Annotated in this window: 20 protein-coding genes; 3 read left to right on the top strand and 17 right to left on the bottom strand. The window is 75.0% G+C overall.

Annotated features, from left to right (window positions below):
* Positions 1 to 3: 3 nt before the first annotated feature.
* Positions 4 to 1542 carry a PLP-dependent aminotransferase family protein gene (locus ACIBBF_RS11460; protein ID WP_397413300.1) on the bottom strand — a complete coding sequence of 513 codons (1539 nt, stop codon included), beginning with the start codon at positions 1540 to 1542 and terminating at the stop codon, positions 4 to 6.
* 90 nt (positions 1543 to 1632) lie between these two features.
* On the opposite strand from ACIBBF_RS11460, the gene ACIBBF_RS11455 reads away from it, so the two are divergent.
* A complete protein-coding gene (locus ACIBBF_RS11455; protein ID WP_397413299.1) occupies positions 1633 to 2616 on the top strand; it encodes an aldo/keto reductase in 984 nt (327 codons plus the stop codon).
* Positions 2617 to 2796: 180 nt separating this feature from the next.
* Here ACIBBF_RS11455 and ACIBBF_RS11450 read toward each other — a convergent pair whose 3' ends face one another.
* The 7 genes from ACIBBF_RS11450 to ACIBBF_RS11420 form a co-directional block, all read right to left on the bottom strand.
* Positions 2797 to 3402, bottom strand: a complete 606-nt coding sequence (locus ACIBBF_RS11450) for a nitroreductase family protein (protein ID WP_397413298.1) — start codon at positions 3400 to 3402, stop codon at positions 2797 to 2799.
* A 58-nt stretch (positions 3403 to 3460) separates the two neighbouring features.
* Complete coding sequence (locus ACIBBF_RS11445) at positions 3461 to 4768, bottom strand: serine hydrolase domain-containing protein (RefSeq protein WP_397413297.1); 1308 nt, start codon at positions 4766 to 4768, stop codon at positions 3461 to 3463.
* 108 nt (positions 4769 to 4876) lie between these two features.
* The gene (locus ACIBBF_RS11440; protein WP_397413480.1) at positions 4877 to 8047 is read right to left on the bottom strand and encodes an FAD-binding and (Fe-S)-binding domain-containing protein; all 3171 of its coding nucleotides are present in this window, start codon (positions 8045 to 8047) and stop codon (positions 4877 to 4879) included.
* A gap of 184 nt (positions 8048 to 8231) precedes the next feature.
* Complete coding sequence (locus tag ACIBBF_RS11435; RefSeq protein ID WP_397413295.1) at positions 8232 to 8675, bottom strand: OsmC family peroxiredoxin; 444 nt, start codon at positions 8673 to 8675, stop codon at positions 8232 to 8234.
* A 78-nt stretch (positions 8676 to 8753) separates the two neighbouring features.
* Positions 8754 to 9737 (bottom strand): hypothetical protein, encoded by a 984-nt coding sequence (locus ACIBBF_RS11430; protein ID WP_397413294.1) that lies wholly within the window; start codon positions 9735 to 9737, stop codon positions 8754 to 8756.
* 67 nt (positions 9738 to 9804) lie between these two features.
* On the bottom strand, positions 9805 to 10344 hold the full coding sequence (locus ACIBBF_RS11425; protein WP_397413292.1) for an RNA polymerase sigma factor: 540 nt from the start codon (positions 10342 to 10344) through the stop codon (positions 9805 to 9807).
* Positions 10345 to 10441: 97 nt separating this feature from the next.
* Positions 10442 to 12133 (bottom strand): glycosyl hydrolase family 18 protein, encoded by a 1692-nt coding sequence (locus ACIBBF_RS11420; RefSeq protein WP_397413291.1) that lies wholly within the window; start codon positions 12131 to 12133, stop codon positions 10442 to 10444.
* 442 nt (positions 12134 to 12575) lie between these two features.
* Between ACIBBF_RS11420 and ACIBBF_RS11415 the strand changes: the two genes are divergently transcribed.
* Entirely contained in the window at positions 12576 to 14678 is a 2103-nt protein-coding gene (locus ACIBBF_RS11415; protein ID WP_397413290.1) for a LuxR C-terminal-related transcriptional regulator, read from the top strand.
* Positions 14679 to 14688: 10 nt separating this feature from the next.
* Here ACIBBF_RS11415 and dtd read toward each other — a convergent pair whose 3' ends face one another.
* From dtd to ACIBBF_RS11380, 7 genes are all read right to left on the bottom strand, one after another.
* Entirely contained in the window at positions 14689 to 15114 is a 426-nt protein-coding gene (gene dtd, locus ACIBBF_RS11410; RefSeq protein ID WP_182619549.1) for a D-aminoacyl-tRNA deacylase, read from the bottom strand.
* Complete coding sequence (locus ACIBBF_RS11405; RefSeq protein WP_397413479.1) at positions 15111 to 16172, bottom strand: asparaginase; 1062 nt, start codon at positions 16170 to 16172, stop codon at positions 15111 to 15113. The genes dtd and ACIBBF_RS11405 overlap by 4 nt, the downstream gene beginning before the upstream one ends.
* Positions 16173 to 16195: 23 nt before the next feature.
* On the bottom strand, positions 16196 to 16522 hold the full coding sequence (locus ACIBBF_RS11400) for a DUF2516 family protein (RefSeq protein WP_397413289.1): 327 nt from the start codon (positions 16520 to 16522) through the stop codon (positions 16196 to 16198).
* Positions 16523 to 16531: 9 nt separating this feature from the next.
* Positions 16532 to 16672, bottom strand: coding sequence for a hypothetical protein (locus ACIBBF_RS11395; protein ID WP_397413288.1), 141 nt, complete (start codon positions 16670 to 16672; stop codon positions 16532 to 16534).
* Positions 16673 to 16724: 52 nt separating this feature from the next.
* A complete protein-coding gene (locus ACIBBF_RS11390; protein WP_397413287.1) occupies positions 16725 to 17840 on the bottom strand; it encodes an aromatic acid exporter family protein in 1116 nt (371 codons plus the stop codon).
* Between the two features lie 104 nt (positions 17841 to 17944).
* Entirely contained in the window at positions 17945 to 19105 is a 1161-nt protein-coding gene (locus ACIBBF_RS11385) for a YgfZ/GcvT domain-containing protein (RefSeq protein ID WP_397413286.1), read from the bottom strand.
* A 54-nt stretch (positions 19106 to 19159) separates the two neighbouring features.
* Positions 19160 to 19780, bottom strand: a complete 621-nt coding sequence (locus ACIBBF_RS11380; protein ID WP_397413285.1) for an FABP family protein — start codon at positions 19778 to 19780, stop codon at positions 19160 to 19162.
* Positions 19781 to 19932: 152 nt separating this feature from the next.
* Here ACIBBF_RS11380 and ACIBBF_RS11375 point away from each other — a divergent pair, with 152 nt between their 5' ends.
* Entirely contained in the window at positions 19933 to 20292 is a 360-nt protein-coding gene (locus tag ACIBBF_RS11375; RefSeq protein ID WP_397413284.1) for a DsrE family protein, read from the top strand.
* Between the two features lie 25 nt (positions 20293 to 20317).
* On the opposite strand, the gene ACIBBF_RS11370 is transcribed toward ACIBBF_RS11375, so the two are convergent.
* Together ACIBBF_RS11370 and ACIBBF_RS11365 are read right to left on the bottom strand one after the other, a co-directional pair.
* Entirely contained in the window at positions 20318 to 20761 is a 444-nt protein-coding gene (locus tag ACIBBF_RS11370; protein ID WP_397413283.1) for a DUF4395 domain-containing protein, read from the bottom strand.
* A complete protein-coding gene (locus ACIBBF_RS11365; RefSeq protein WP_397413282.1) occupies positions 20758 to 21207 on the bottom strand; it encodes a thioredoxin family protein in 450 nt (149 codons plus the stop codon). The genes ACIBBF_RS11370 and ACIBBF_RS11365 overlap by 4 nt, the downstream gene beginning before the upstream one ends.
* Positions 21208 to 21222: the final 15 nt, after the last annotated feature.

The following is a 21222-nucleotide window of genomic DNA, read 5'->3' as shown; positions in this document are numbered from 1 at the left end:
CGGTCAGCGCGCGGCGGCCTCGACCGCCGCGCGCAGGCCGCGGACGGCCTCGCCCAGCCGCGCGTCGGCGAGGTTCCCGTAACCCACCACCAGCACGGTCGACCGGGCCGGCGGCACCGCCTGGTACCGCCGCACGTCGACCAGCGCCACGTCCCGCGCCGCCCCCTCGCGCACGACGGCGGCGGCGTCGAGCGCCCCGGGGTCGACACCGGGCAGGTCCACGCCGGCCAGGTTCACCGTGACGTGCATCCCGGCCGCGATCCCGCCGACCCGCGCACCGGGCAGCTCGCGGTCCAGGGCCGCCAGGAGCGCGGCGCGGCGCCGGGAGTACCGGGCACGGGCCGCACGCAGATGACGTGCGTACGCGCCGTCGCCGACGAACCGGGCCAGGGTGAGCTGGTCGAGCGTGCTCGGGCCCGGCGCGGGTCCGCGGCGTACGGAGACCCCCAGCACCGCCGCGCGCCAGCGTTCGGGGACCACCATCCAGCCGATCCCGAACGCGGGCGACAGCGTCTTGCTCGTCGAGCCCAGCAGCAGCACCCGGTCCGGCCCCCGGCCCTGCAGGGCCGGCACCGGGCGCCGGTCGTAGCGGAACTCCGCGTCGTAGTCGTCCTCGACCACGAGCCCGTCCACCTGCCGCGCCCAGTCGAGCACGTCCGCCCGCCGAGCGTCCGACAGCGCAGCGCCGAGCGGGAACTGGTGGGCGGGCGTGAGCAGCAGGGCCCGGGCGCCCGTCCGGGCCGCCGCGGCGTGCAGCCCGTCCACCGTGATCCCGTCGTCGTCGACCGGCACCGGGACCGGGGTGAGGCCGGCGTCGGCGGCCACGTCCCGCAGCGCGGCCCAGCTCGGGTCCTCGACGAGCAGGTGCGTGTGCCCGGCGTCGGCCAGCGCGGCGGCGATGCGCGACATGCCGTCGGTGGCACCGCGGGTGAGCACGACGGCACCGTCGGGGGCCGACACCACCCGGGCCCGGCGCAGGTGGGTGGCCACGGCAGACCGTGCGCCCGGGTGCCCCGCGGCCGGCTGGGCCCCGAGATCCAGGTTGCTCGCGTCGGCGAGCGCGTCGCGGGCCGCGCGCAACCAGGCCTGGCGGGGCACGTGCCGCAGGTCCGGCACGCCGGGGGCGAGGTCGTGGGTGGCCCGGTCCGGTGCGCGCTCCGCGACGGGGCCCGGCACCGGCCCCGCCCGTCCGTTCACCCGCACCGGGCGCGCGACGCGGGCCGGGCTCCCCGCCGACGGTCCGGTGTCCAGCCGGCTGCCCGCGGCGCCGTCGGGCACCGCGGCCGCCACGCGGGTGGCGGACCCGGTGCGCGCCTCCAGGATCCCCTTGTTCACCAGGTGCCCGTACGCCTCGGTGACCACCCAGCGCGAGATCCCGAGGGCGTCGGCGAGCGCCCGGCTCGGCGGGAGCGCCGTGCCCGGCGCCAGGCGGCCGGAGGCGATGTCCTCCAGGAGCGCCGCCTCCAGCCGGTGCCGCAGCGCCCCCGGCCCGGGCGCGAGGGCGATCAGCACCTCGGCGGAATTGGTCTGGCCCTTCGGCATGGCATTGGACCGTAGCACCAGACCGATCGCTGCCTAGCGTGGTGGGTGCCGGGCGCGGGCCCGGGACCATGCAGGCCGAAGGAGCAGACCATGCAGTACCGCACGCTGGCAGGCGCGCACACGTCGTTCGAGGTGTCCACGCTGTGCCTGGGCACCATGTTCATGGGCACGCGCACGGACGAGGAGACGTCGTTCGCGATCCTGGACCGGTTCGTCGAGGCCGGAGGCACGTTCCTCGACACGGCCAACAACTACAACGCCTGGGTCGGCGGCTACGGCCGCGACTCCGAGGACGTGCTCGGCCGCTGGCTCGCCGCGCGGGGCAACCGCGACGGGCTGCGGATCGCGACCAAGCTGGGCGCGGCGAAGAAGGACCCGGCCCTGCCGCTGTCCAACACGCCGCCCACCAACTACCAGGGGCTGGCCGCCACGACGATCGACCGGGAGGCGCGCGAGAGCCTGCGCCACCTGGGCATCGACCACATCGACCTGCTGTACGGGCACGTGGACGACCGGGAGACGCCGCTGGAGGAGACGGTCGGTGCCTTCGGCAAGCTGGTCGAGGAGGGGATCGTCGGCATCCCGGGCATCTCGAACGTCGCGCTCTGGCGCCTCGTCGAGGCCCGCGAGACCGCCGCGCGGCTCGGGGTGGCGCCGTACGGCGCGGTGCAGCAGTGCTACAGCTACGTGTACCCGCGGCCGCAGCCCGTCCGCACCAACTGGGCCACGCCCGAGCTGCTGGACTACGCCCGGTCCACCGGCACCGACGGCCGGCCGGGGCTCGCCGTCATGGCGTACTCCCCGCTGCACCAGGGCGTCTTCGTCCGGGACGACAAGCCGTACTACGACGGTGCGGACCACGCCGGGTCGCGCGAGCGCGTCGCCGTGCTGCGCGCCGTCGCCGCGGAGATCGGGGCCACGCCGAACCAGGTGGCGCTCGCCTGGCTCCTGGGCGGTGAGGTGCCGGTGATCCCGGTGTTCGGGGCGAGCAGCGTGGCCCAGCTCGACGAGGCCCTGGCCGCCGTCGACCTGGTCCTGGACGACGAGACCCGCGCCCGCCTCGACGCGGCCTGAACCACCCGCCGGGGGGGGGGGGGGCCCCGGGGGCCCCCCCCCCCCCCGGGGGGGGGGGGCCCCCCCCCCGCCCGCCCCCCCCCCGCCCCCCCCCCCCCCCCCCCCCCCCCCCCCCCCCCCCCCCCCCCCCCCCCCCCCCCCCCCCCCCCCCCCCCCCCCCCCCCCCCCGGCGGGTGGTCGTCACCAGCCGCCGTGCCGGATCACCTCGGACTCCGGCTTGCGGGGCCGGCGCGTGGGCGAGCCCTGCGCCCCGCCGTCGGCCGGGTGCCCGACGGCGACGACCCCGGTGATCTCGAACTCGTCCGGGATGCCGAGCTCCGCCCGGACCGCCGCCACCCGGGGCGGCGCGACGCCGAAGAAGCAGGCACCCAGCCCTTCGTCGACGGCGGTCTGCAGCATGAGCAGCGACGCCATGCCGACGTCGACGTGCCAGAACGGGACAGGCCAGCGCGCCTCGTCGAGGTCCGCCCAGCCCTTGTCCCGCTCGGCGTACCGGTTCAGGTAGGCCGCCTTGGACGCGAGCGCCAGCACGATCACCGGCGCGGTCCGCATGCCGTCGAGCCAGGCGGACATGTCACGCTCCGAGTCGTCCGGGGTCGACGCGGCCCAGAACCGGTCCCGGTCCCTAGGCTCCTGCAGCACCACGAACGCCCAGCCCTGGCTGAACCCGGCACTGGGCGCGCGCACGGCGTTGCGGGTGATCCGGTCGACGGCCTCGGCCGGCACGGGCTGGTCGGTGAACTTCCGATGCATCCGCCGCTTGCGCACGACGTCCTGAAACTCCATGTCGCGCATTCTGCCCCGCTGCGGGGTGCCGTCCGGCACCCCGCGCCCGGCCGACCCGTCAGCAGCTCTCCTGCATCATCAGCGTGAGCAGCTCGCTCGGGTCGTACAGCGGCTCGTCGGTGTAGTACGGATAGGCCAGGTCCCGTCCGGTGATGCCGATCACGACCTGCCGCGCGCCGTCAGGCGACGTCAGGTTGATGGACTGGGTGCCGTACGAGGCACCGTCGTGCCCGTAGAGCCAGGCGCCGGGCTCGCACGGATCCGGGACCCGGTACACGCCCAGGCCGTAGTCGGGGAACACATCCTGCCCGACGGTGCGCGGCTCCAGCATGTCCGCTGCCGTCTCCTGGTCGACCAGCCGGCCCGTGACCAGGGCCTCCGTGAAGTCGGCGAGGTCCTCCGTGGTGCTGGTGACGGCCCCCGCGGCGGCGAACAGGCTCGGGTCCCAGTGGTCCAGGTCGTACCAGCCGGCGCCCTCAGGCCCCGTGTACGCCGACTCGTGCAGGAACGGCCCCCACGCGCCCGGGTCGTCCGGGTAGGCGCTCTGCCACATGCCCGCCGGGGCGAACACCCGGTGCCGCAGCAGCGACTCGACGCTGCGCCCGGTGACCTCCTCCAGCATCATGCCGAGCACCACGTACCCGGCGTTCGAGTAGGAGAACCCGGCGCCGGGCTCGTTCATCCACGGCGCGGACTGCAGGGCCTCGACGTGGTCGGCGTCGGTGACCTCCTGGCCCATCACCGCGAAGACCTCGTCCAGCGACGTCGGGTCGGTCACCCGGGACGTCAGGATCCAGTCGGTGGCGGTGGGCGCCCCCGACCGGTGGCTCAGGAGCTGCTCGATGGTCACACCCGCGGGCATGACGCCGGGCAGCACGTCCTCCACGGGAGTGTCGAGCGTCCAGGTACCCTTCTCCACCTCCTGCATGACCAGGGTCGCGATCATCGGCTTGGTGTTGCTGGCCACGCGGAAGCGGTCGCGCTCCCGGGCGGGCGCGCGGCCCTCGCGCTCACGGGTCCCGGCGGCACCGCTCCACGTGCCCGACGCCGTCTCGACGCGGGCCGTCACCGCGATCGCCCCGTCCGCCACGAGGGCGTCGAGGGCAGCGTCGAGCTCGGCACGGGCCGGTGTCCCCGGCGCCGTCGTCCGGAGGCGTGCCTGGTCGCGCTGGGCCGCGCGGGCGGCGTCGGCCACCGTGGCGGACAGGGTCTCGGGCGCGTCCAGCACGGGGGCGCCGGGCCCGGACGCCGTCGCGGACGGCCGGTCCTCGCCGGCGGCGTGCGCGGAACCGGCGACGGCCAGCGGCGCGGCGAGCGCCAGGGTCGCGCTCAGGGCGAGCGCCGCCCCGCGGGTGGTGCGATCCATGGGAGTCTCCTTCGTCTCGGCTGTGCTCCCATCCTGGCGAGCGGCGCCGGCACCCGGATCACCCGGCCGGTGGAGATGCCTCCGACCTGCGGCGGAACCCGTCTCCGCCTACAGCCGGTCCGCGATGACCTCCAGCAGGGACTTGCCCTCGACGCCCATCAGGTCCAGCGCCTGGGTGCGGCACGAGAAGCCGTCGGCCAGGTAGGTGGTACCCGGTGCGGCGTTCCGGAGGGCCGGCAGCAGCGCGTTCTCCGCCACGGCCACCGACGTCTCGTAGTGCCCCTTCTGCATGCCGAAGTTTCCGGCCAGGCCGCAGCAGCCCGCCAGCACCTCGATCTGCGCACCGCCCTTCTCCAGCAGCGCCTGGTCGGCCTCGTACCCCATCACGGAGTGCTGGTGGCAGTGCGGCTGCACCACGGCGCTGACGTCGGCGAGCGACGGCATGACCCACTCGGGCGGCGTGTCGTCGGAGGTCAGCAGCTCGGCCGCCGTCCGCGTCATGCGGGCCACGGCCTGCGCGCGCGGGTCGTCGGGGAACAGGTCGAGCAGGTCGGAGCGCAGCACCGCCGTGCAGGATGGCTCCAGGCCCATGATCGGGATGCCGTTGACCGCGTACGGCCCGAGCACCTCGAGGAGCTTGAGCAGGCGGCGCCGGGCCCCGTCGAGCTGGCCCGTGGAGATCCAGGTCAGGCCGCAGCAGGCCTGCTCGTCGGGCACGATGACGTCGAACCCGGCCGCGGTGAGCACCTTGAGCGCCGCCTGCGGCACGGTGGGCGACAGCGCGTCGCTGAAGGAGTCCGTCCACAGCACGACCTTGGGCTTGGTGGCGAGCCGGGCAGCGGTGGCGCCCTCGCGCCCGGGCAGCCCGAGCCCCTCCTCGGCGATCACCCGCAGCCCGGGCACGCCGTGCGTCGCGCCGCCACGGGCCCACCACTGCCGGAACGGCACCTCGGCGAACTTCGGCATCGACCGGCGCGTGTCCATGCCGCCCGCCCACAGCACCGCCTTGCCGATCCACTTCACGCCCAGCAGGCGGTTGACCAGCTCGGGGACGGCGCCCGCGAGGCGGGCCCAGCGCGGCAGCCAGCCCAGGGCGTAGTGGTCGACGGGCCGCAGCTTGCCCCGGTAGGTCCGGTACAGCACCTCGGACTTGTACTGCGCCATGTCGACGCCCGCCGGGCAGTCGCTGGAGCACGCCTTGCAGGACAGGCACAGGTCCAGCGACTCGCGCACCTCGGGGGCCGACAGCCCGCCCACGAGCGTGCCGTTCACCGCCTCCTGCAGCACCCGGGCGCGCCCGCGCGTGACGTCCTTCTCGTCCTTGGTGGCCTGGTAGCTCGGGCACATGAAGCCGCCCGACGCCGACGTGTCCGCCCGGCACTTGCCCACGCCGACGCAGCGGTGCACCGCCGTGGTGAGGTCGTTGTGGTCGTGCGCGAACGAGAACCCCTCGTACCCGGCCTTGCGCCGCACGCCGTGCCCCGCGCCCTTGCCGACCAGCGGCAGCTTGGTGCGCACGGCGGCCGCGGCGGGCCGGCGCAAGTCGTCGTCCACGGCCCGCGGCCGCACGACCACACCCGGGTTGAGCAGGTCCTTCGGGTCGAACAGCGCCTTGAACCGCTCCATCAGGGCGATCGCCTCGGGCGAGTAGATGAGCGGCAGCAGCTCGGACCGGGCCCGGCCGTCCCCGTGCTCGCCGGACAGCGACCCGCCGTAGCGCGCCACGAGCTCGGCCGCCTCCATCATGAAGGTGCGGAGCACCGACCCCGACGTCTCCAGCGGGATGTCGATCCGCAGGTGCACGCAGCCGTCGCCGAAGTGCCCGTACGGCAGCCCGTCCACGCCGTACCGGTCCATGAGGGCCTGGAGGTCACGCAGGTACGGGCCCAGCTTCTCGGGCGGCACCGCGGAGTCCTCCCAGCCGGGCCACGCCTGCTCCCCGGCGGGCGTGCGGCCGGCCAGACCGGCGCCGTCGGCCCGGATCTGCCACATCTTCGTGGCGTCGGGCCCGGCGGGCAGCACCAGGGAGTCCAGGGCCGAGGCCGCCGCGACGATCGCGTCCGCCCGCCCCAGGGCCTCGGCCTGCGACGAGCCGCCGACCTCGATCATCAGCCAGCCCGACACGCCGTCGACGTCGGCGCCCGGCAGCGGCGGCACCGACGTCGCACCCTTGGCCCGCCGCACGACGTCGACCAGGCGTGCGTCCAGCCCCTCGATGGCGAGCGGCTTGTGGTCCAGGAGCCGGGGCACGTCGTCGGCGGCTGTGGCCATGTCGGGGTAGCCGAGCACGACGAGCGTGGGGGCGCCCGGGGTCTCGACCAGGTCGAGCTCCGCCTCCAGGACGGTGACCAGGGTGCCCTCGGTGCCCACGAGCGCCCGGGCCAGGTTCGAGCCGTTCTCGGGCAGCAGGTGCTCCAGCGAGTAGCCGGAGACCTGGCGCCCGAACCGGCCGAACTCGGTGCGGATCAGCGCGAGGTTCTCCCGGACCAGCTCCTTCAGCCCCGGCACGGCGGTGAAGTCGGGGTCGCCCGAGCCCGCGGTGAACCGGCGGCCGTGGCCGTCGACCACGTCGAGCGAGACGACGTTGTCCGCCGTGCGGCCGTAGGCGACGGCGTGCGGCCCGCACGCGTTGTTGCCGATCATGCCGCCGAGCGTCGCGCGGTTCTGCGTGCTCGGGTCGGGGCCGAACCGCAGGCCGTGCGGCTTCGCCTCCGCCTGGAGCGTGGACATGACGGTGCCCGGCTGGACCCGTGCCGTGCGGCGCTCCGGGTCCACGCTCAGCACCTTGTTCAGGTGCCGCCCCAGGTCGAGCACGACGCCGGGGCCCACCGAGTTGCCGGCGACCGACGTGCCCGCGCCGCGCGCCGTGATCGGCACGCCGAGCTCGCGCAGCACCCCGAGCGCGGCGACGACGTCGTCGGTGCTCTCCGGGAACAGGACCCCCTCGGGGACCACGCGGTAGTTGGACGCGTCCGTGGAGTACTCGGCGCGCCGCCGCGTGCTGATGTCGACCGCGCCGCCCACCGCCGTGCGCAGCGCGTCGGCGACCGCCTGGCGCGCGGCCTCGGCGGCGTGGTCCGCCTCGCGGAGCGCGGCCCTGCGCCGCTCCTCGCTCTCGGCCCGCCGGCGTTCGCTCTCCTGGGCCGCCCGCGCCTCGGCCTCCTCGCGTGCCGCGCGCGCCGCGTCCGCGGCGTCGGCCGTGTGGTTGCTGTCGGGCACGTCACCGGATCCCTGGGCGCGAGCGCCCTGGTGTCCGCGCGCTCGGTTCTCGTGGTTCATGCCGTTCCGGGCTCGGGCGTCGGGGGTCTGCGATGGCACCTCGCGATTCTCGCACCACACGCCCCGGATTCCCGGCAACCAGCCACACTCCAGCAGCCCGGCTGTCGCTGAGTGCGGGATATTTGCGGGCCCTTGGGCAGGAAACCCGCAAATATCCCGCACTCGGCGACGGCGCGTACGAGGGTCAGCCCTCGTACGTGACGTCCAGCGTGATCTGGCCCACGCCCGTCAGCGCCTTCGAGATGGGGCACCCCACCTTCGCGGCCTCGGCGGCGGCCTTGAAGCCCGCCTCGTCGATGCCCGAGGCGTAGCCGCGCACGGTCAGCGCGCTCCGGCTGATGTAGAGCCCGCCGGCCGGGTCCGGGCCGAGCGTCACCTCGGCGGTGACCTCGATCTGCTCCGGCGTGGCGCCGGCCTGGCCCAGCTCGTTCGTGAAGGCCATCGTGAAGCACGACGAGTGCGAGGCGGCGAGCAGCTCCTCGGGGCTGGTGACGCCGTTCGCCTCGTCGGCGGCGCGCGCCGGGAAGGACACGTCGTACGTGCCCACGCCCGACGACGAGAGCTCGACCTGGCCCGACCCCTCCTGGAAGGTGCCGTTCCAGGCGGTGCGGGCGGTACGTGCTGGCATGTTCGCTCCTTGAAGATCGCGGTGTGACCGGATGGGTCCCTGCCCGCCCGACCCTACGACGCCCGCACGGCAGTCGCGTCACGGCGTGAGGTCGAGCAGCTCCTCGTCCACGGCCATCACGGTCCAGCCCGAACCCGTGGCGTCGGCGAGGCGGTAGGCGGGCACCACCAGCACCGTGCCGTCGGGCAGGGCGTACCGCACCTCGGTGCGGGTCGCCGACACGATGGTCACGTCCTCGACGGGCCACGCGATCGCACCACCCGGCGCCGGCACACCGCCCGAGGACCCCGCCGTCCGCTCCGGCCGCTGCCCCAGCACCGACCCGGCGAACCGCGGGTCGCCGAGCCGCTCGACCGCCGCCACCTCGCTGATCACCGGGTACGTGCCGAGTCCCTGCGCCGTGCCGGCGACCCGCACCTCGCCGGAGCCGGGCGCCCGGGACAGCCCGGCACCCGCGTGGAACACGATGCCCGTCGCCGTGGGCAGCTCGCCGCCCGCGTCCAGGGGCTCCACCTCCTGCGACGTGGCGCGCTCGGGCATCCCGAGGACCGACGGCGGCTCATCGCCCGTCGCGGTGCCGTCCTCGACGCTGCTCTCGGACGCGGGCGCGGCAGCGGTGTCCGCGGCCGGCCCGGCACCGAGCCCCGACTCTCCGGCCAGGTACCCGCCGCCGCCCACCACGACGACACCGGCCACCGCGGCCGCCACGAGCCACGGCGTCCGGCGGCGGTGCCGCCGCACGGCGAGCTCGTCCACCGTGCGACCGCCCTCAGGGCGTCCGCGGTCGGAGCCACCGTGCCCGGAGCTGCCAGGGCCGGAGCTGCCGCGGCCGGAACCGTCCGGGCCGTCCTCGTCCCGCCCCGCCGCGGCCGCGCGACCACCCGGCGCGTCGTCGCCGTCCGGGCGCCGCGAGGCCGTGGCCGGCCGCTCGCCCGAGGCCGCGATCAGCGCGTCGACCTTGGCCCGGAGGACGCCCTCGACCGGTCCCGGCGCGTTCCGCGCGGGATCCGCCGCCGTCAGGCGGTCGAACGCCGGGTCCTCCGGCCGCTCGTGCTCGTTCATCGCCGTCCCTCCGTACCTGGCCCGGTCGCACACCGTGCCCGCTCGCCGACCCACCCCGTACATGTGCTCATGCGTCCACCGCTTGCTCGTGGGCGTCCCATGCGTCGCGCAGCCGGGCCCGGGCACGGGACAGCGCGGCATCGGCACCCCCACGCGAGACGCCGAGCACCTGGGCGAGGTCGTCCCCCGACAGGCCGTCCCAGGCGACCAGCAGCAGGATGCGCCGGTCGCGCGCGGAGAGGCGGGCCAGCACGCTGCGCACGGCGTCGTCGGACGTGGCCAGCAGGGCCGGGTCCACGTCGTCCGGCTCGTCCGGGACGACGGCGACCGGCAGGGCCCGCATCTTGCGCCGGTGGTTGGCCAGCACGTAGCCGGCGGTGCGGTACAGCCACGGCAGCTCGGCGCCGTCCGGCACGTCGTCGCGGCGGCGCCATGCGGTGGCGAGCACCTCGGCGGCGAGGTCCTCGGCGTCGGAGGCGCGGCCGCCGTCGGGCAGCCTGCGCACGAAGTAGGAGTAGAGCGCACGCGAGTGCGCGTCGAAGAGCACGCTGAACCAGGCCTCGTCGTGCGCGGGCCGGTCGTGCGGGCGGCCGGGGCTGTCGTCCACGCCCCTACTCTGTCGTGGACGCGGCCCTCCTTGCACGTGCCAGACCCTCAGGTCCCGGAAGGTGACCTGAGGGTCTGGCACGTTGCCGCGGGTCGGGTCAGCAGGCGCCCAGGTCCTGCCACACGCCCCACTCGCCCGTGGTGCCGGGGGTCTCACCCTGGGTCCACCACTTGGCGCGCCACTCGTGGCCGGCGTACGAGACCGTGTTGCCGCCCACGTAGACCGCCGACGAGCTCCAGGCGGCCGAGGCGCAGGCGTCACCCGGCGGATCGGTCGGCGGGTCGCTCGGGTCCGTCGGCGGGTCGCTCGGGTCCGTGGGCGGGTCGCTCGGGTCGGTCGAGCCGCCGTCCTCGACGGGGCCCGGCGTGCCGGAGCCGAGCACGTTCCACAGCGCACCAGTCAGCGCACCGGACCGGTCACCCGACAGGTCCCACCACATGGCCCCGCCCAGGCCCTGCGACCGGATGTACTCGGCCTTCTTGGTCACCGACTGGTTGTTGTCGTACGACCACCAGGTGCTGCCGTCGTGCCGCCAGGCGGCGCCCAGGTTCGCGTCGTAGTACCCGGTGCCGACGTTCTTGATCACGTCGTAGTCGTTGATGCCCGCCTCCCACTGGCCGGGGGCGGCCCCGGTCGCGGTACCCCAGGCCGCGGACGACGACGCCCCGGTCCAGCCGCGCCCGTACATCGCGAGACCCAGTCCGAGCTGTGCCGGGTCGATCCCGGCGTCGGTGTACTCCCGCACCGCGAGGTCCACGCTGAACTGGCGCGCGGCCTCCCGCGGGTCGGCCGGGTCGTGGTAGAGGTTGCCCTGGTGGCCGGTGAGCGCCGGGTCCCAGGCCCCGTGCAGGTCGTAGCCCTGGACGTTGCCGAAGTCGAGGTACTCGAAGATCTCCGGGTCGTTCCAGCCGCCGTCCTCGATGTCGGCGGGGTTGGCGGGCAAGAACGCGGACAGCTCGTAGTGCTTGCCCGTCTCGGCGCCCACGGCGTCGAGCTGCTCGCGGAACTCGGCGAGCAGGAGCTTGAAGTTGCGCGCGTCGTTGACCTCGTCGACGTGGTTGCCCACGTTGCCGTTCTGCGAGCCTGGCCACTCCCAGTCGATGTCGAACCCGTCGAAGACGCCGGCTGCGGCGCCGGTGCCGCCCCGGCCGTCGATGACGGGCAGGTTGCCCTTGATGAACATGTTCACGCAGCTGGAGACGAACTTCTCGCGCGAGGCCTCGGTCGCCGCGGCGAGCGAGAAGTTCTTGGACCAGGTCCACCCGCCGATGGACATCATGACCTTGAGGTCGGGGTGCTTGGCCTTGAGCTGCTTGAGCTGGTTGAAGGAACCGGCCAGCGGCTGGTCCCACGTGTCGGCGGCACCGGAGACCGAGTTGGCCGCCGTGTAGCCCATGCCGTAGTCGGCCCACGCGTCGCCCGCGCCGTCGGAGCCGTTCGGGCCCTCGCCCTGCGCCTTGTTGGCCTCGAAGCACTCGAGGTTCTGGTGGTGGATGTTCGCGAACGCGTAGTTGATGTGGGTCAGCTCGTCGGCAACGCCAGAGGTGTCGATCTGCTTGACCTGGTAGCCGCGCCCGTACACGCCCCACTGGGCGAAGTAGCCGACGCTGCGGAAGCCGTTGATGGCGGAGCTGGTCCCGGCGGCCGCGGTCTCGGCCTGGGGTTCGGCCGCGCTGGCCACGCGCAGGCCCACGGCGGCGGAGGCCACCACGGCGAGCGCGGCCACCCCCGCGAGGATTCGTCGGCCCGTCCTGCTGACGCCCGACGGCGGTTCGTACGTGGAGTCCATCGTCTTCCCTCTCTGATCCGGCACTGGTCCGGTCTCCCGGGTGGGACACGTTCCGTTAAAAGTAAGGAAACCTGCGTTAACGGGAAATAAGGGAATTCCACACGGTGGGACTACGTAGTGGAACCCGGCGAACTGCGCGGTCTTGTTACGGGGTGAAACCTTCGACACCGGAACAACCTCGTGCGGTACCAGGTACATCGAGCGACGCGGCGGGGCAGGATCGCACGTCAGACGCCACATCGCAGCAAAAATCGTGCGCTCAGGTTGATGCGGGTGAAACCTCTGGCGGTCATACTTGCGAGCACCGTGAACGAATCCGGGAGGCTCGACGATGACCGCGCTGCCGCAGCAAGTCGCTTTTCCGCTCGCACTCGGTGACCGCACCGTGGCGCCCCACGTCGCGTGCGAGCTCAGCCGGGTGGTGGGTGACGAACCTGGATGTGTGGACCAGACGGCACGGATGCTCGACGACGAGCACCTGCTCGGGACGGCGCTGATGCCGGACCCGCTCCCCGCCGCGCGCGCCGTCCGCGAGGCGGTCGGCCCGCTGGGTCTCGACGACGAGGCCCGGCGGGTGCTGCTCGTCGCGGCGGTGGCCGTGGTGGACCGCACCGATGTCCTGCTCGCCGCGTCGGGCACCGACATCGACGCCCTGATGGCCGGGCCGGCCGGCCGGCACCTGCACCTGGTGGGCGGCCGCTTCCGCTTCCACCATCCGCGCATCCGCTCGGTGGTCCACGAGGACGCCGACCTCGCCACCCGCACCGCAGCGCACGTGGCCCTCGCCGACGTGCACCGCAAGGCCGACGAACCGCTCGTCGCCATGTGGCACACCGCCCTCAGCACGCTCGCCGGCGACCCGCTCCTCGCCGACGGCCTGGTCGAGCTGGCCGAGCAGCACCTCGCCCGCGGTGACGTGCACCGCGCGCACGAGGTGGCCCGCGAGGCCGCGAGCCACGGCACCGGCCGCGTGCGCGCCCGCGCCTTCGCCGTGGCGGGGCGGGCCGCCCTGTGGGCAGGACACGTGCACGACGCCGTCGCGCACCTCCGCCGAGCCACCCACCCGTCCGACGCCGACTCGTCCGCCGCCGGCGCCCCCGACGCCGCCCGCCCGCTCGGCATCGCGCTCGCCCTCCTGGAGGGACGGCCGGACGCCGTGCTGCCCGACGACGCGACCGGGCCCGACCGTGCGGCCATCGCCGCCGCCCGCCGGACCATCCGGCTGCTCGACGGCGCCCCTGCCGACGCCGCGGCGATCCTGTCGGAGGTCGCCGAGCTGTCCCCCGCGCGCCAAGCCGGACGCTGGTTCGACGGCCCGGACGAGGCCATGACCCCGCTGGCCGAGGCGCACCTGCGCGTCGCGCAGTCCTACCTGGCGCTGCGCGTCGGCGACATCACCGGCGCCGCGTCGGTGCTCGACGACGCCGTCGAGCGGCTCCCCGTGGCCCTCGCGTTCGGCGGGCTCGGCATCGCCCTCGCCCGCCGCCTCGACCTCGTCCGGGAGGGCCACCTGACCCGGCCGACCACCGCGCTGGAGGCGTCCGTGCCGGGGCAGGTCTCCCCCGTCGTGCGGGCCGCGACGCTCGGCGACCGCGCCCAGACCGCCGTGTTCGCCGGTCGCTGGGTCGAGGCGGCCACCCTGCTGGGACTCGCCGCCGAACGCGGCGGCGACGACCTGCGACGGCTGTGGCTGCCCACCCCGGACCCGGTCGAGCTGCTGGTCCTCGCCGGGCAGGACCGGGCGGCCCGGCGCTCGCACGAGCGGCTGCGCCTGCGCGTGCTGCCGTCGGTCGGACCCGACCCGGCGGGCGGGCACCCCGGCGTCACGCCCGGGCTGTCCGGGGTCGCCCCCGCGACGAGCAGCCTGCCGGGTGGCGCCGGGATCTCCGGCGGGCCGGTGCGCCGGCGCCGGCTGGACCTGGCCCGCGCGGAGCTCGCCCTCGCGGACGCCTCGGGCGTCAACCGGGCCCGGGAACGGGCCGTCGAGGCCTCCCTCCGGGTGGGCTCCACGTTCGAGCGCGGCCTCACCGAGCTCGTCGCCGCACGTGCCTTCGCCCGCCTCGGTCTGCCCGGTGACGCGGCGGCGCACCTGCTCGGCGCCCACGAGCTGTTCCAGGAATCGGGCGCGAAGGCCTGGGAGCACCTCGCCGAGCAGACGCTCAAGGCACCGCCCCTCGCCCCCGTCGCCCGCCGCGGGCCCGGCGGGCCCACCGGGTCGTCCGCGGAGGCGCCGGGCCGGGACGGCGGGGTCGCCGACCTGGCCGCGGCTGGGCGCCGGGAGCCGGGCGCGCCGCCCCCGGCCGACATCCCCGGCGAGTCCCCTCCGGCCGCCGGGCAGGAGGAGCTGTGCGGGCAGTGGGACGGCCTGCTCACCGAGCGCGAGCTCGACGTGGCGCGGCTGGTGGTGCAAGGACGCACCAACCGGCAGGTGGCCGCGAGCCTCTACGTGTCCGTGCGCACGGTCGAGGTGCACCTGGGCCGGGTCTTCCGCAAGCTCGGGGTGCGTTCCCGCACGGAGCTGGCGGTGCTGGCGCTGCGGGGCTGACCCCGCAGCGTCATGCCTCCAGCAGGATGGTCACCGGACCGTCGTTGACGAGCTCGACCTGCATGTCGGCGCCGAACCGGCCGGTCTCGACCGTCAGGCCGCGCTCCCGCAGCGCGGCCACGACGGCGTCGACGAGCGGTTCGGCGACCGGCCCCGGCGCCGCCTGGTTCCACGTGGGGCGGCGCCCCTTGCGGGCGTCGCCGTAGAGCGTGAACTGGCTGACGACGAGCACCGGCGCACCGACGTCGGCCACCGACTGCTCGTCGTGCAGGATCCGCAGGTCGGCGATCTTGCGGGCGATGGTCTCGACCTGGGCCGGGCCGTCGTCGTGGGTGACGCCGACCAGCGCGAGGATGCCGGGCTTGTCGATCGCGCCGACCACCTCGCCGTCCACCACCACCGACGCACGGGTGACGCGCTGCAGCACGGCCCTCATCGCCGCACCTCCCCGTACGCGCCGGCGAAGACCGCGCGCACCTCGCCCACCGGGCGGCCGCCGCCCAGCACGGGCACCCGGCCGAGCGCGTCGAGCCCTCCGGGGTAGACGCCGGGCAGGCCCGCCGCGCCCGCCGCCCGCAGCGCCGCGGCGAGGATCACGGGGCGGGCCCGGGCGGAACCGTCGAGCACCTTGAACGCCAGGGCGGAACCGTCGGGCAGCCCCGCGGCATAGACACCCTCCGCGCCGTCCTTGGCCACCAGGCCCGGAACGGCCTGCATGGCGAGCGTGACGTCGCGGCCCGTGCCGCCCACCATGTCGGGGTGCGCGGAGATCGCGCGGGCCACCCGTGCCTCGTGCGAGCGGACGTCCTGCGTCGGCGCCGCGCCCAGCACCGAGAAGGCCCGCGCCAGGCCCAGCAGGGTCGTGGAGAACAGGGGCGCTCCGCAGCCGTCGACCGTGGTGCGCATGACCACCTCGGCGTCGCCCGTCGTCTCCAGGACGGTGCTGCGGACGGCGCGCTGCAGCGGGTGCTCGGGCGACAGGTACGTCTCGATGTCCCACCCCTGCGCGAGGCAGGTCGCGAGCATCGCCGCGTGCTTGCCCGAGCAGTTCTGCGTGAGCGACGCCGGCCCGGGTCCGCCGGCCAGCGGCGCCATGTGCCACTCCAGCGCGGCCGGCGGGTGGAGCGGCAGGTCGGGCGTGTTCTGCAGCGCGTCGATCCCCAGGCCCACGGAGCCGAGGATCTGCAGCACGCCCTCCAGGTGGAAACGCTCGCCGTTGTGGCTCGCGGACGCGAGCGCCAGCAGACGGTCCGGCAGCTCCAGTCCTGCGCGCAGCATCGCGAGGAGCTGCACCGGCTTGAGCGAGGAACGGGGCCAGACCGGCGTGGTCGGGTTGCCGACCTGGAGCACGGGCCGCCCCGCCGGGTCGAGCACCACGAGGTGCCCCAGGTGCACCGACTCGACGAGGTCGCCGCGGATCACCTCGGCCAGCGGTGCGGCGTCGTCGAGCACGCTGCCCGACGCCGTGCCACCGGTCCGGGGCGCCGGCGCCATCCGGCCGGTGGCCGCCTCGGCGGTCACCATCCGCCCTGCGGGCCGCGCGGCTTGTTGCCGGTGCCGTACGGCTGGAGGCGCGGCCGCACGTCGGCCCAGTAGACGATGGCCGGGACCACGGCGATCACGTTGAGGAACGAGCCCGCCGTGATGTAGCTCGGCGGCAGGCCGAGCAGGCCGAAGACGGCCGCGGCGCCGAGGATCACGAGCCAGATCGGCTTGGAGAGCTTGCCCTCGGACCGGTAGGCGTGGGCAGGGCGACGGATCGCGTCGACCAGGGCGACCACCTGGACCGCGAAGACGATGACGCCCAGCACGATGAAGACGAACTGTTGGAGTGCTCCGAACACGGGACGAGCCTACGGCACGGAGGTGACGGATCCCCTGGTCGGACGGCACGATCCCGGGCGGACGTGCCCGGCCGCGCCGGGCAGCACGGCGAGCAGCGCCCAGAGCCGGCGCACGGCGAACCCGACCGCGAGGAACACCGCGGCCGTCACACCCCGCACCTGACGACGACGACCTGTTGTCCCCAGCCTGTGGACGGTCGAGCTACAGCTCCGGCAGCGCCTCGCGCGCCTCGCCCGGGGTGGCCCCCGCGGCTTCCAGCGCGTCCACCACGGGCGAGCGCAGGAGCATCACCAGCGACTGCACCTGCCAGTCGCCCTCACCCACGGTCCGCGGGTCCACGCGGGCCGCCACGGCGGCCAGCGCCTCCCGTCCGCGCGAACCGTCGCCGCCGGAGCCGACGTCGGACGCGAGCTGCCGCACCCCCGTCGCGAAACCCTCGACCAGGCCCGCGACCGGCTCGACATCGTGGTCGCCCTGGATCACCGGCAGCACGCGGCGGGCCAGGACCCGCACCGAACGCATGGTCCGGTCCACGAGCACCGCCTGGCCCTCCAGGCGCGCCAGCTCGCCGCGATGCACCCGCCCCACGGAGATCCGCGCCAGCTCGCGGGCCCCGCGGGCCGCCTCCTGCCACTCCGCGAGCACCGGCTCGGAGGCGCGGCCCCGCACGAGCGCGGCGCCGACGTCGTCCACGTCGCGGGACCGCAGGCCGCGGGCGAGCGTCTCCAGGGTCTCGGCCAGCTCGGTCACGGCCTGCTCGGCGAGCGCCCGGGGCCGCCGCCGGGTGTCCCCCGGAGTGAGCAGCGCGACGAGCAGGGCGACGGCGCCGCCCGTCAGGGCGTCGGTCCACCGGCCGAGCGGCCCGCCCGACACCGACGGCAGGCCCACCACGATGATCGCCTGCACGCCGGCCTGCGTGACCAGGAGCGCGCCCCGGTCGATGAACCGTGCCGCGACCGCGGAGAGGAAGAGCACCAGGCTGAGCTGCCACCAGCCGGACCCGATGAGGTGCACGATCAGGTCACCGATCGCGACCCCGACGGCCACGCCCACCGCCATCTCGGACACCCGCCGCACGTCCCGCTGCGCGGTGAAACCGAGGAGCACCCATGCCGCGACCGGCGCGAAGAACGGCTGCTCGTGCCCGAGCAGGTACCGCGCCACCAGGTAGGCGATGCCCGCGGCCAGCGACGCCTGCGCGATCGGGATCAGGCTCGCGCGGGCCCGGGTCCAGCCCTGCCGCAAGCGGGTGCGCAGCATCAGCGTGCGCATGGCCTTGTCCCACATCTCGTCGGCCGCCCCGGGCAGGTTGCTCACGAACGCATCCTCCCATTCACCCCTGACATCAGTTGAGTGCGGGATCTTCGCCCTTTTCTGTGTGCCAGAAGGGCGAAGGTCCCGCACTCAACGGGGGCCGGTGGTCAGAGGAGGCTGGAGGGGGCGCGGAGGCCCGGGGTCAGGGGGCCGTGCGCCTCCGGGCGGTCGGGTGACAGGCCGTCGCCCGGGACGATCGTCTCCTGGGCCGCCGTCACCTCGATCGGCTGGCCGGAGACCTCGCCGGCGACCACCAGCTCCGCCTCCTCCGGGACGTTCCGCTTGAGCACCGCGAGGCCGATGGGGCCCAGCTCGTGGTGCCGCGCCATCGAGGTGAGCGTCCCGACCACCTTGCCCGCCCCGCCGTCCGACGCCGGCAGGCGCACCTCCGCGCCCGGCTCCGGGAGCAGGTGCTGCGACCCGTCGAGGTGCAGCATCACGAGGCGGCGCGGCGGCCGGCCCAGGTTGTGCACGCGTGCGACGGTCTCCTGCCCGCGGTAGCAGCCCTTGTTGATGTGCACGGCGGTGCGCAGCCAGTCCAGCTCGTGCGGGATGGTGCGGCCGTCGACCTCGCGCGCGAGCCGCGGGCGCCAGGCCTCCACCCGGAGGGCCTCGGCGGCCCAGGTACCGACGAGCGGCCAGCCCGCCGCCTCCCGCGCCGCGACCTCGGACTCCAGGTCCGCGCGCGGCACGAGCACGAGGCGCCAGGGACGGTCCGCGCCCGGGTGCCCGGTCTCGGCCGGGCCGTAGCGCGTTCCGCCGCCGACCACGTGCGGCCAGGCGTCGTGCCACGTCAGGGGCTCACCCTCGGCGCCCTCGGCGGCCACCGGCTCGCCGATCGCCGCCCACTCGCCGGTCACGTCCGCAACCTCGACGCGCAGCGTGAACCGCATGCGGTCCAGCCAGGCGGTCAGGCCCGGCGCCGACGCGCGCTCCGTGATGAGCCACGTGGCCTCGCCGTCGTCCACCACGCCGGCCGCGTGCTCGACGTGGCCCTGCGGCGACAGGACGAGCAGCTCGGTGCTGGTCCGGGGCAGCAGGCCCTCGAGCTGCTGCGAGGTGATCGAGTGCAGCCAGCTCAGGCGGTCCGGGCCGGCGACGCGCACGACGCCGAGGTGCGACTGGTCCACGACGGCGCCTCCGCGGGACAGCGCACGCTGCTCGGCGGTCGGGTCGCCGTAGTGCCAGGCGACGCCCGCGTCCGGCCCGGCCGCGGCGACCGCGCCGTGCCGGCTCAACAGGGGGCTCTGGTAGTCCGTGCTGTCCATGCTCACCTCAGGTGCAGCGTCGTGGGCGGGCGAGTCATTCCCGCCCGCGGGTACCTACTGGCGGTCCAGCTCCGCGGAGGCGTAGGAGCGCAGCGGCTCACCGAACGCGGCGAGCTCCTCGACCCACAGCAGCCGGCCCTGCACCAGGCCGTACAGCCGCTTCGACGCGCGCACCTCAGCCGCCGTCGACGTCCGCGCGATCGCGTCCGACGCCAGGTCGATCCGGCCGTTGCCCGCGGCGCCGACATAGACGGTGATGCGCCCGGAGGCGTCGGCGACGAGCACCTCGAGCGCGTGCTTGTCGTCCTCGATCCCGTCCGGCCGGTCGGTGGAGACCCGCCAGTAGCCGGTCTCGGTGGACCAGACGGTGCCTGCCTCGCCGACCTCGGCCGCCTCGGGGGCCTGGGCGGTCTCGGACGCCTCGGTCGGGTCCGGCACGGGGGCCGGCCACTCGCCGTCGGCCGGCAGCGCGTCCGGCACGGCGCCGTCGAGCACGCGCAGCGTGGACTCGAACCGCAGGTAGGGGCCGCCGTCGTGGTCGAAGACGAGGTCCTGCACGAAGGTCTTCTTGCCGACGGTCGGGTACTCGATCACACCCTCGCCGCGCCACCGGCCGACCAGCCAGGCCAGCGGGTACACCTCGGGCGACAGACCGTCCGGGAACGTGAACGTCATCAGCGCTGGCCGGTGTACAGCTTGTAGACGACGTAGCCGGCGAACCAGGCGACCGCCACGGCGACCGCGACGATGAGGCCGGTGAAGATGATCTCGAGGGCATGGATCGACATGTTCTTGATCCTAACCGGCCACGGCTTACAGTCGGCGGCATGCGCCAGCTCGTGATCAAGACCACTGCAGGCCTGGACCGGCCCGAGGCCACCAACCAGGCATTCACCGTCGCCGCCGCCGCGGTCGCGTCCGGGGCCGAGGTGAGCCTCTGGCTCACCGGGGAGTCGGCCTGGTTCGCGCTGCCGGGGCGTGCGGCGGACCTCGCGCTCGATCACGCGACGCCGCTGCCCGACCTGCTGGACGTGATCCTGGCCGCGGGCACCGTCACCCTCTGCACCCAGTGCGCGGCGCGCCGCGACATCACCGAGGCCGACGTGCTGCCCGGCGTCCGCATCGCGGGCTCCGCCCTGTTCACGGAGGAGATCCTCCGTGACGGCGCCCAGGCGCTCGTCTACTGACGGTGCCCGGGCGCCGCGCCCGGGATCACGCCCGGACGAGGCCCGACCGGCGCATCAGCAGGTAGAGCTCGCAGCCCAGGCACAGGCCGATGACGGCGTTGAGCGCGGCGGCGACGAAGGCCACGGCCGCCGCGATCGGCACGGCGGGAAGCACCCCGAACGCGCCGAGGATCACGCCGACCGCGGTGACGAAGAGGCCGATGCCCTGCGCGAACCGCGGCGGGCGCCGGTCCTCCATCTCCGCGGGCGGCCCCAGGCGCGGGCGGACGAACCGCTTGTAGACGAAGCCCTGCCACGTGCCCTCGGCCCCGCGCAGCGTGCCGAGCAGGAAGCTCAGCATGATGAACACGAGCAGCCACAGCCCGGCCGGGCTCGCACCGAGCAGCACCACCGCGGCCAGCAGCACCGCGGTGATGCTGGCCCCCACGCGCGGCCCGCGCGGGTCGATCATTCCCTTGCTCATGGTCATGACTGCCCTTCTCCGTCAGCTTCGGCCACCGCGGCCGGGACCCGGTTCAGCGCCTGGCGGGCCTGGGTGTCGGACACGACGCCGCTCATCCGGGCCACCTCGCGGCCTCCGCCGTCGACCACGAGGACCGTCGGGGTGCGGAGCACGCCGAGGGTGCGCACGAGGTCGAGGTGGTCGTCCACCAGCACCTCACGATGGCCGACGCCGGAACCCGCCCCGGTCAGACCGCCCAGGACACGGGCGGTGGACCGGCACGCTGCACACACCTCGGCCGAGAACTGCACGAAGGTCACGCGGTCCTCGAGCGCGATCCCGGAGGCCGCCCAGTCGATCCCGGCCGGCGTCTCCCGGGGAGCGCGCACAGCACCCTGACGTGCCGACCACCACACTCCGAGCGCCGCGGTGCCCAGCACGAGCACGACCAGCGCAATCACCTGTCCCAGCATTTAACCCACGATGCC

The sequence above is a fragment of the Promicromonospora sp. NPDC050880 genome (assembly GCF_044456525.1).
Classification (GTDB): domain Bacteria; phylum Actinomycetota; class Actinomycetes; order Actinomycetales; family Cellulomonadaceae; genus Promicromonospora.
The sequence above is the reverse complement of the archived record's forward strand: the minus strand, read 5'-3'. Positions and strand labels throughout refer to the sequence as shown.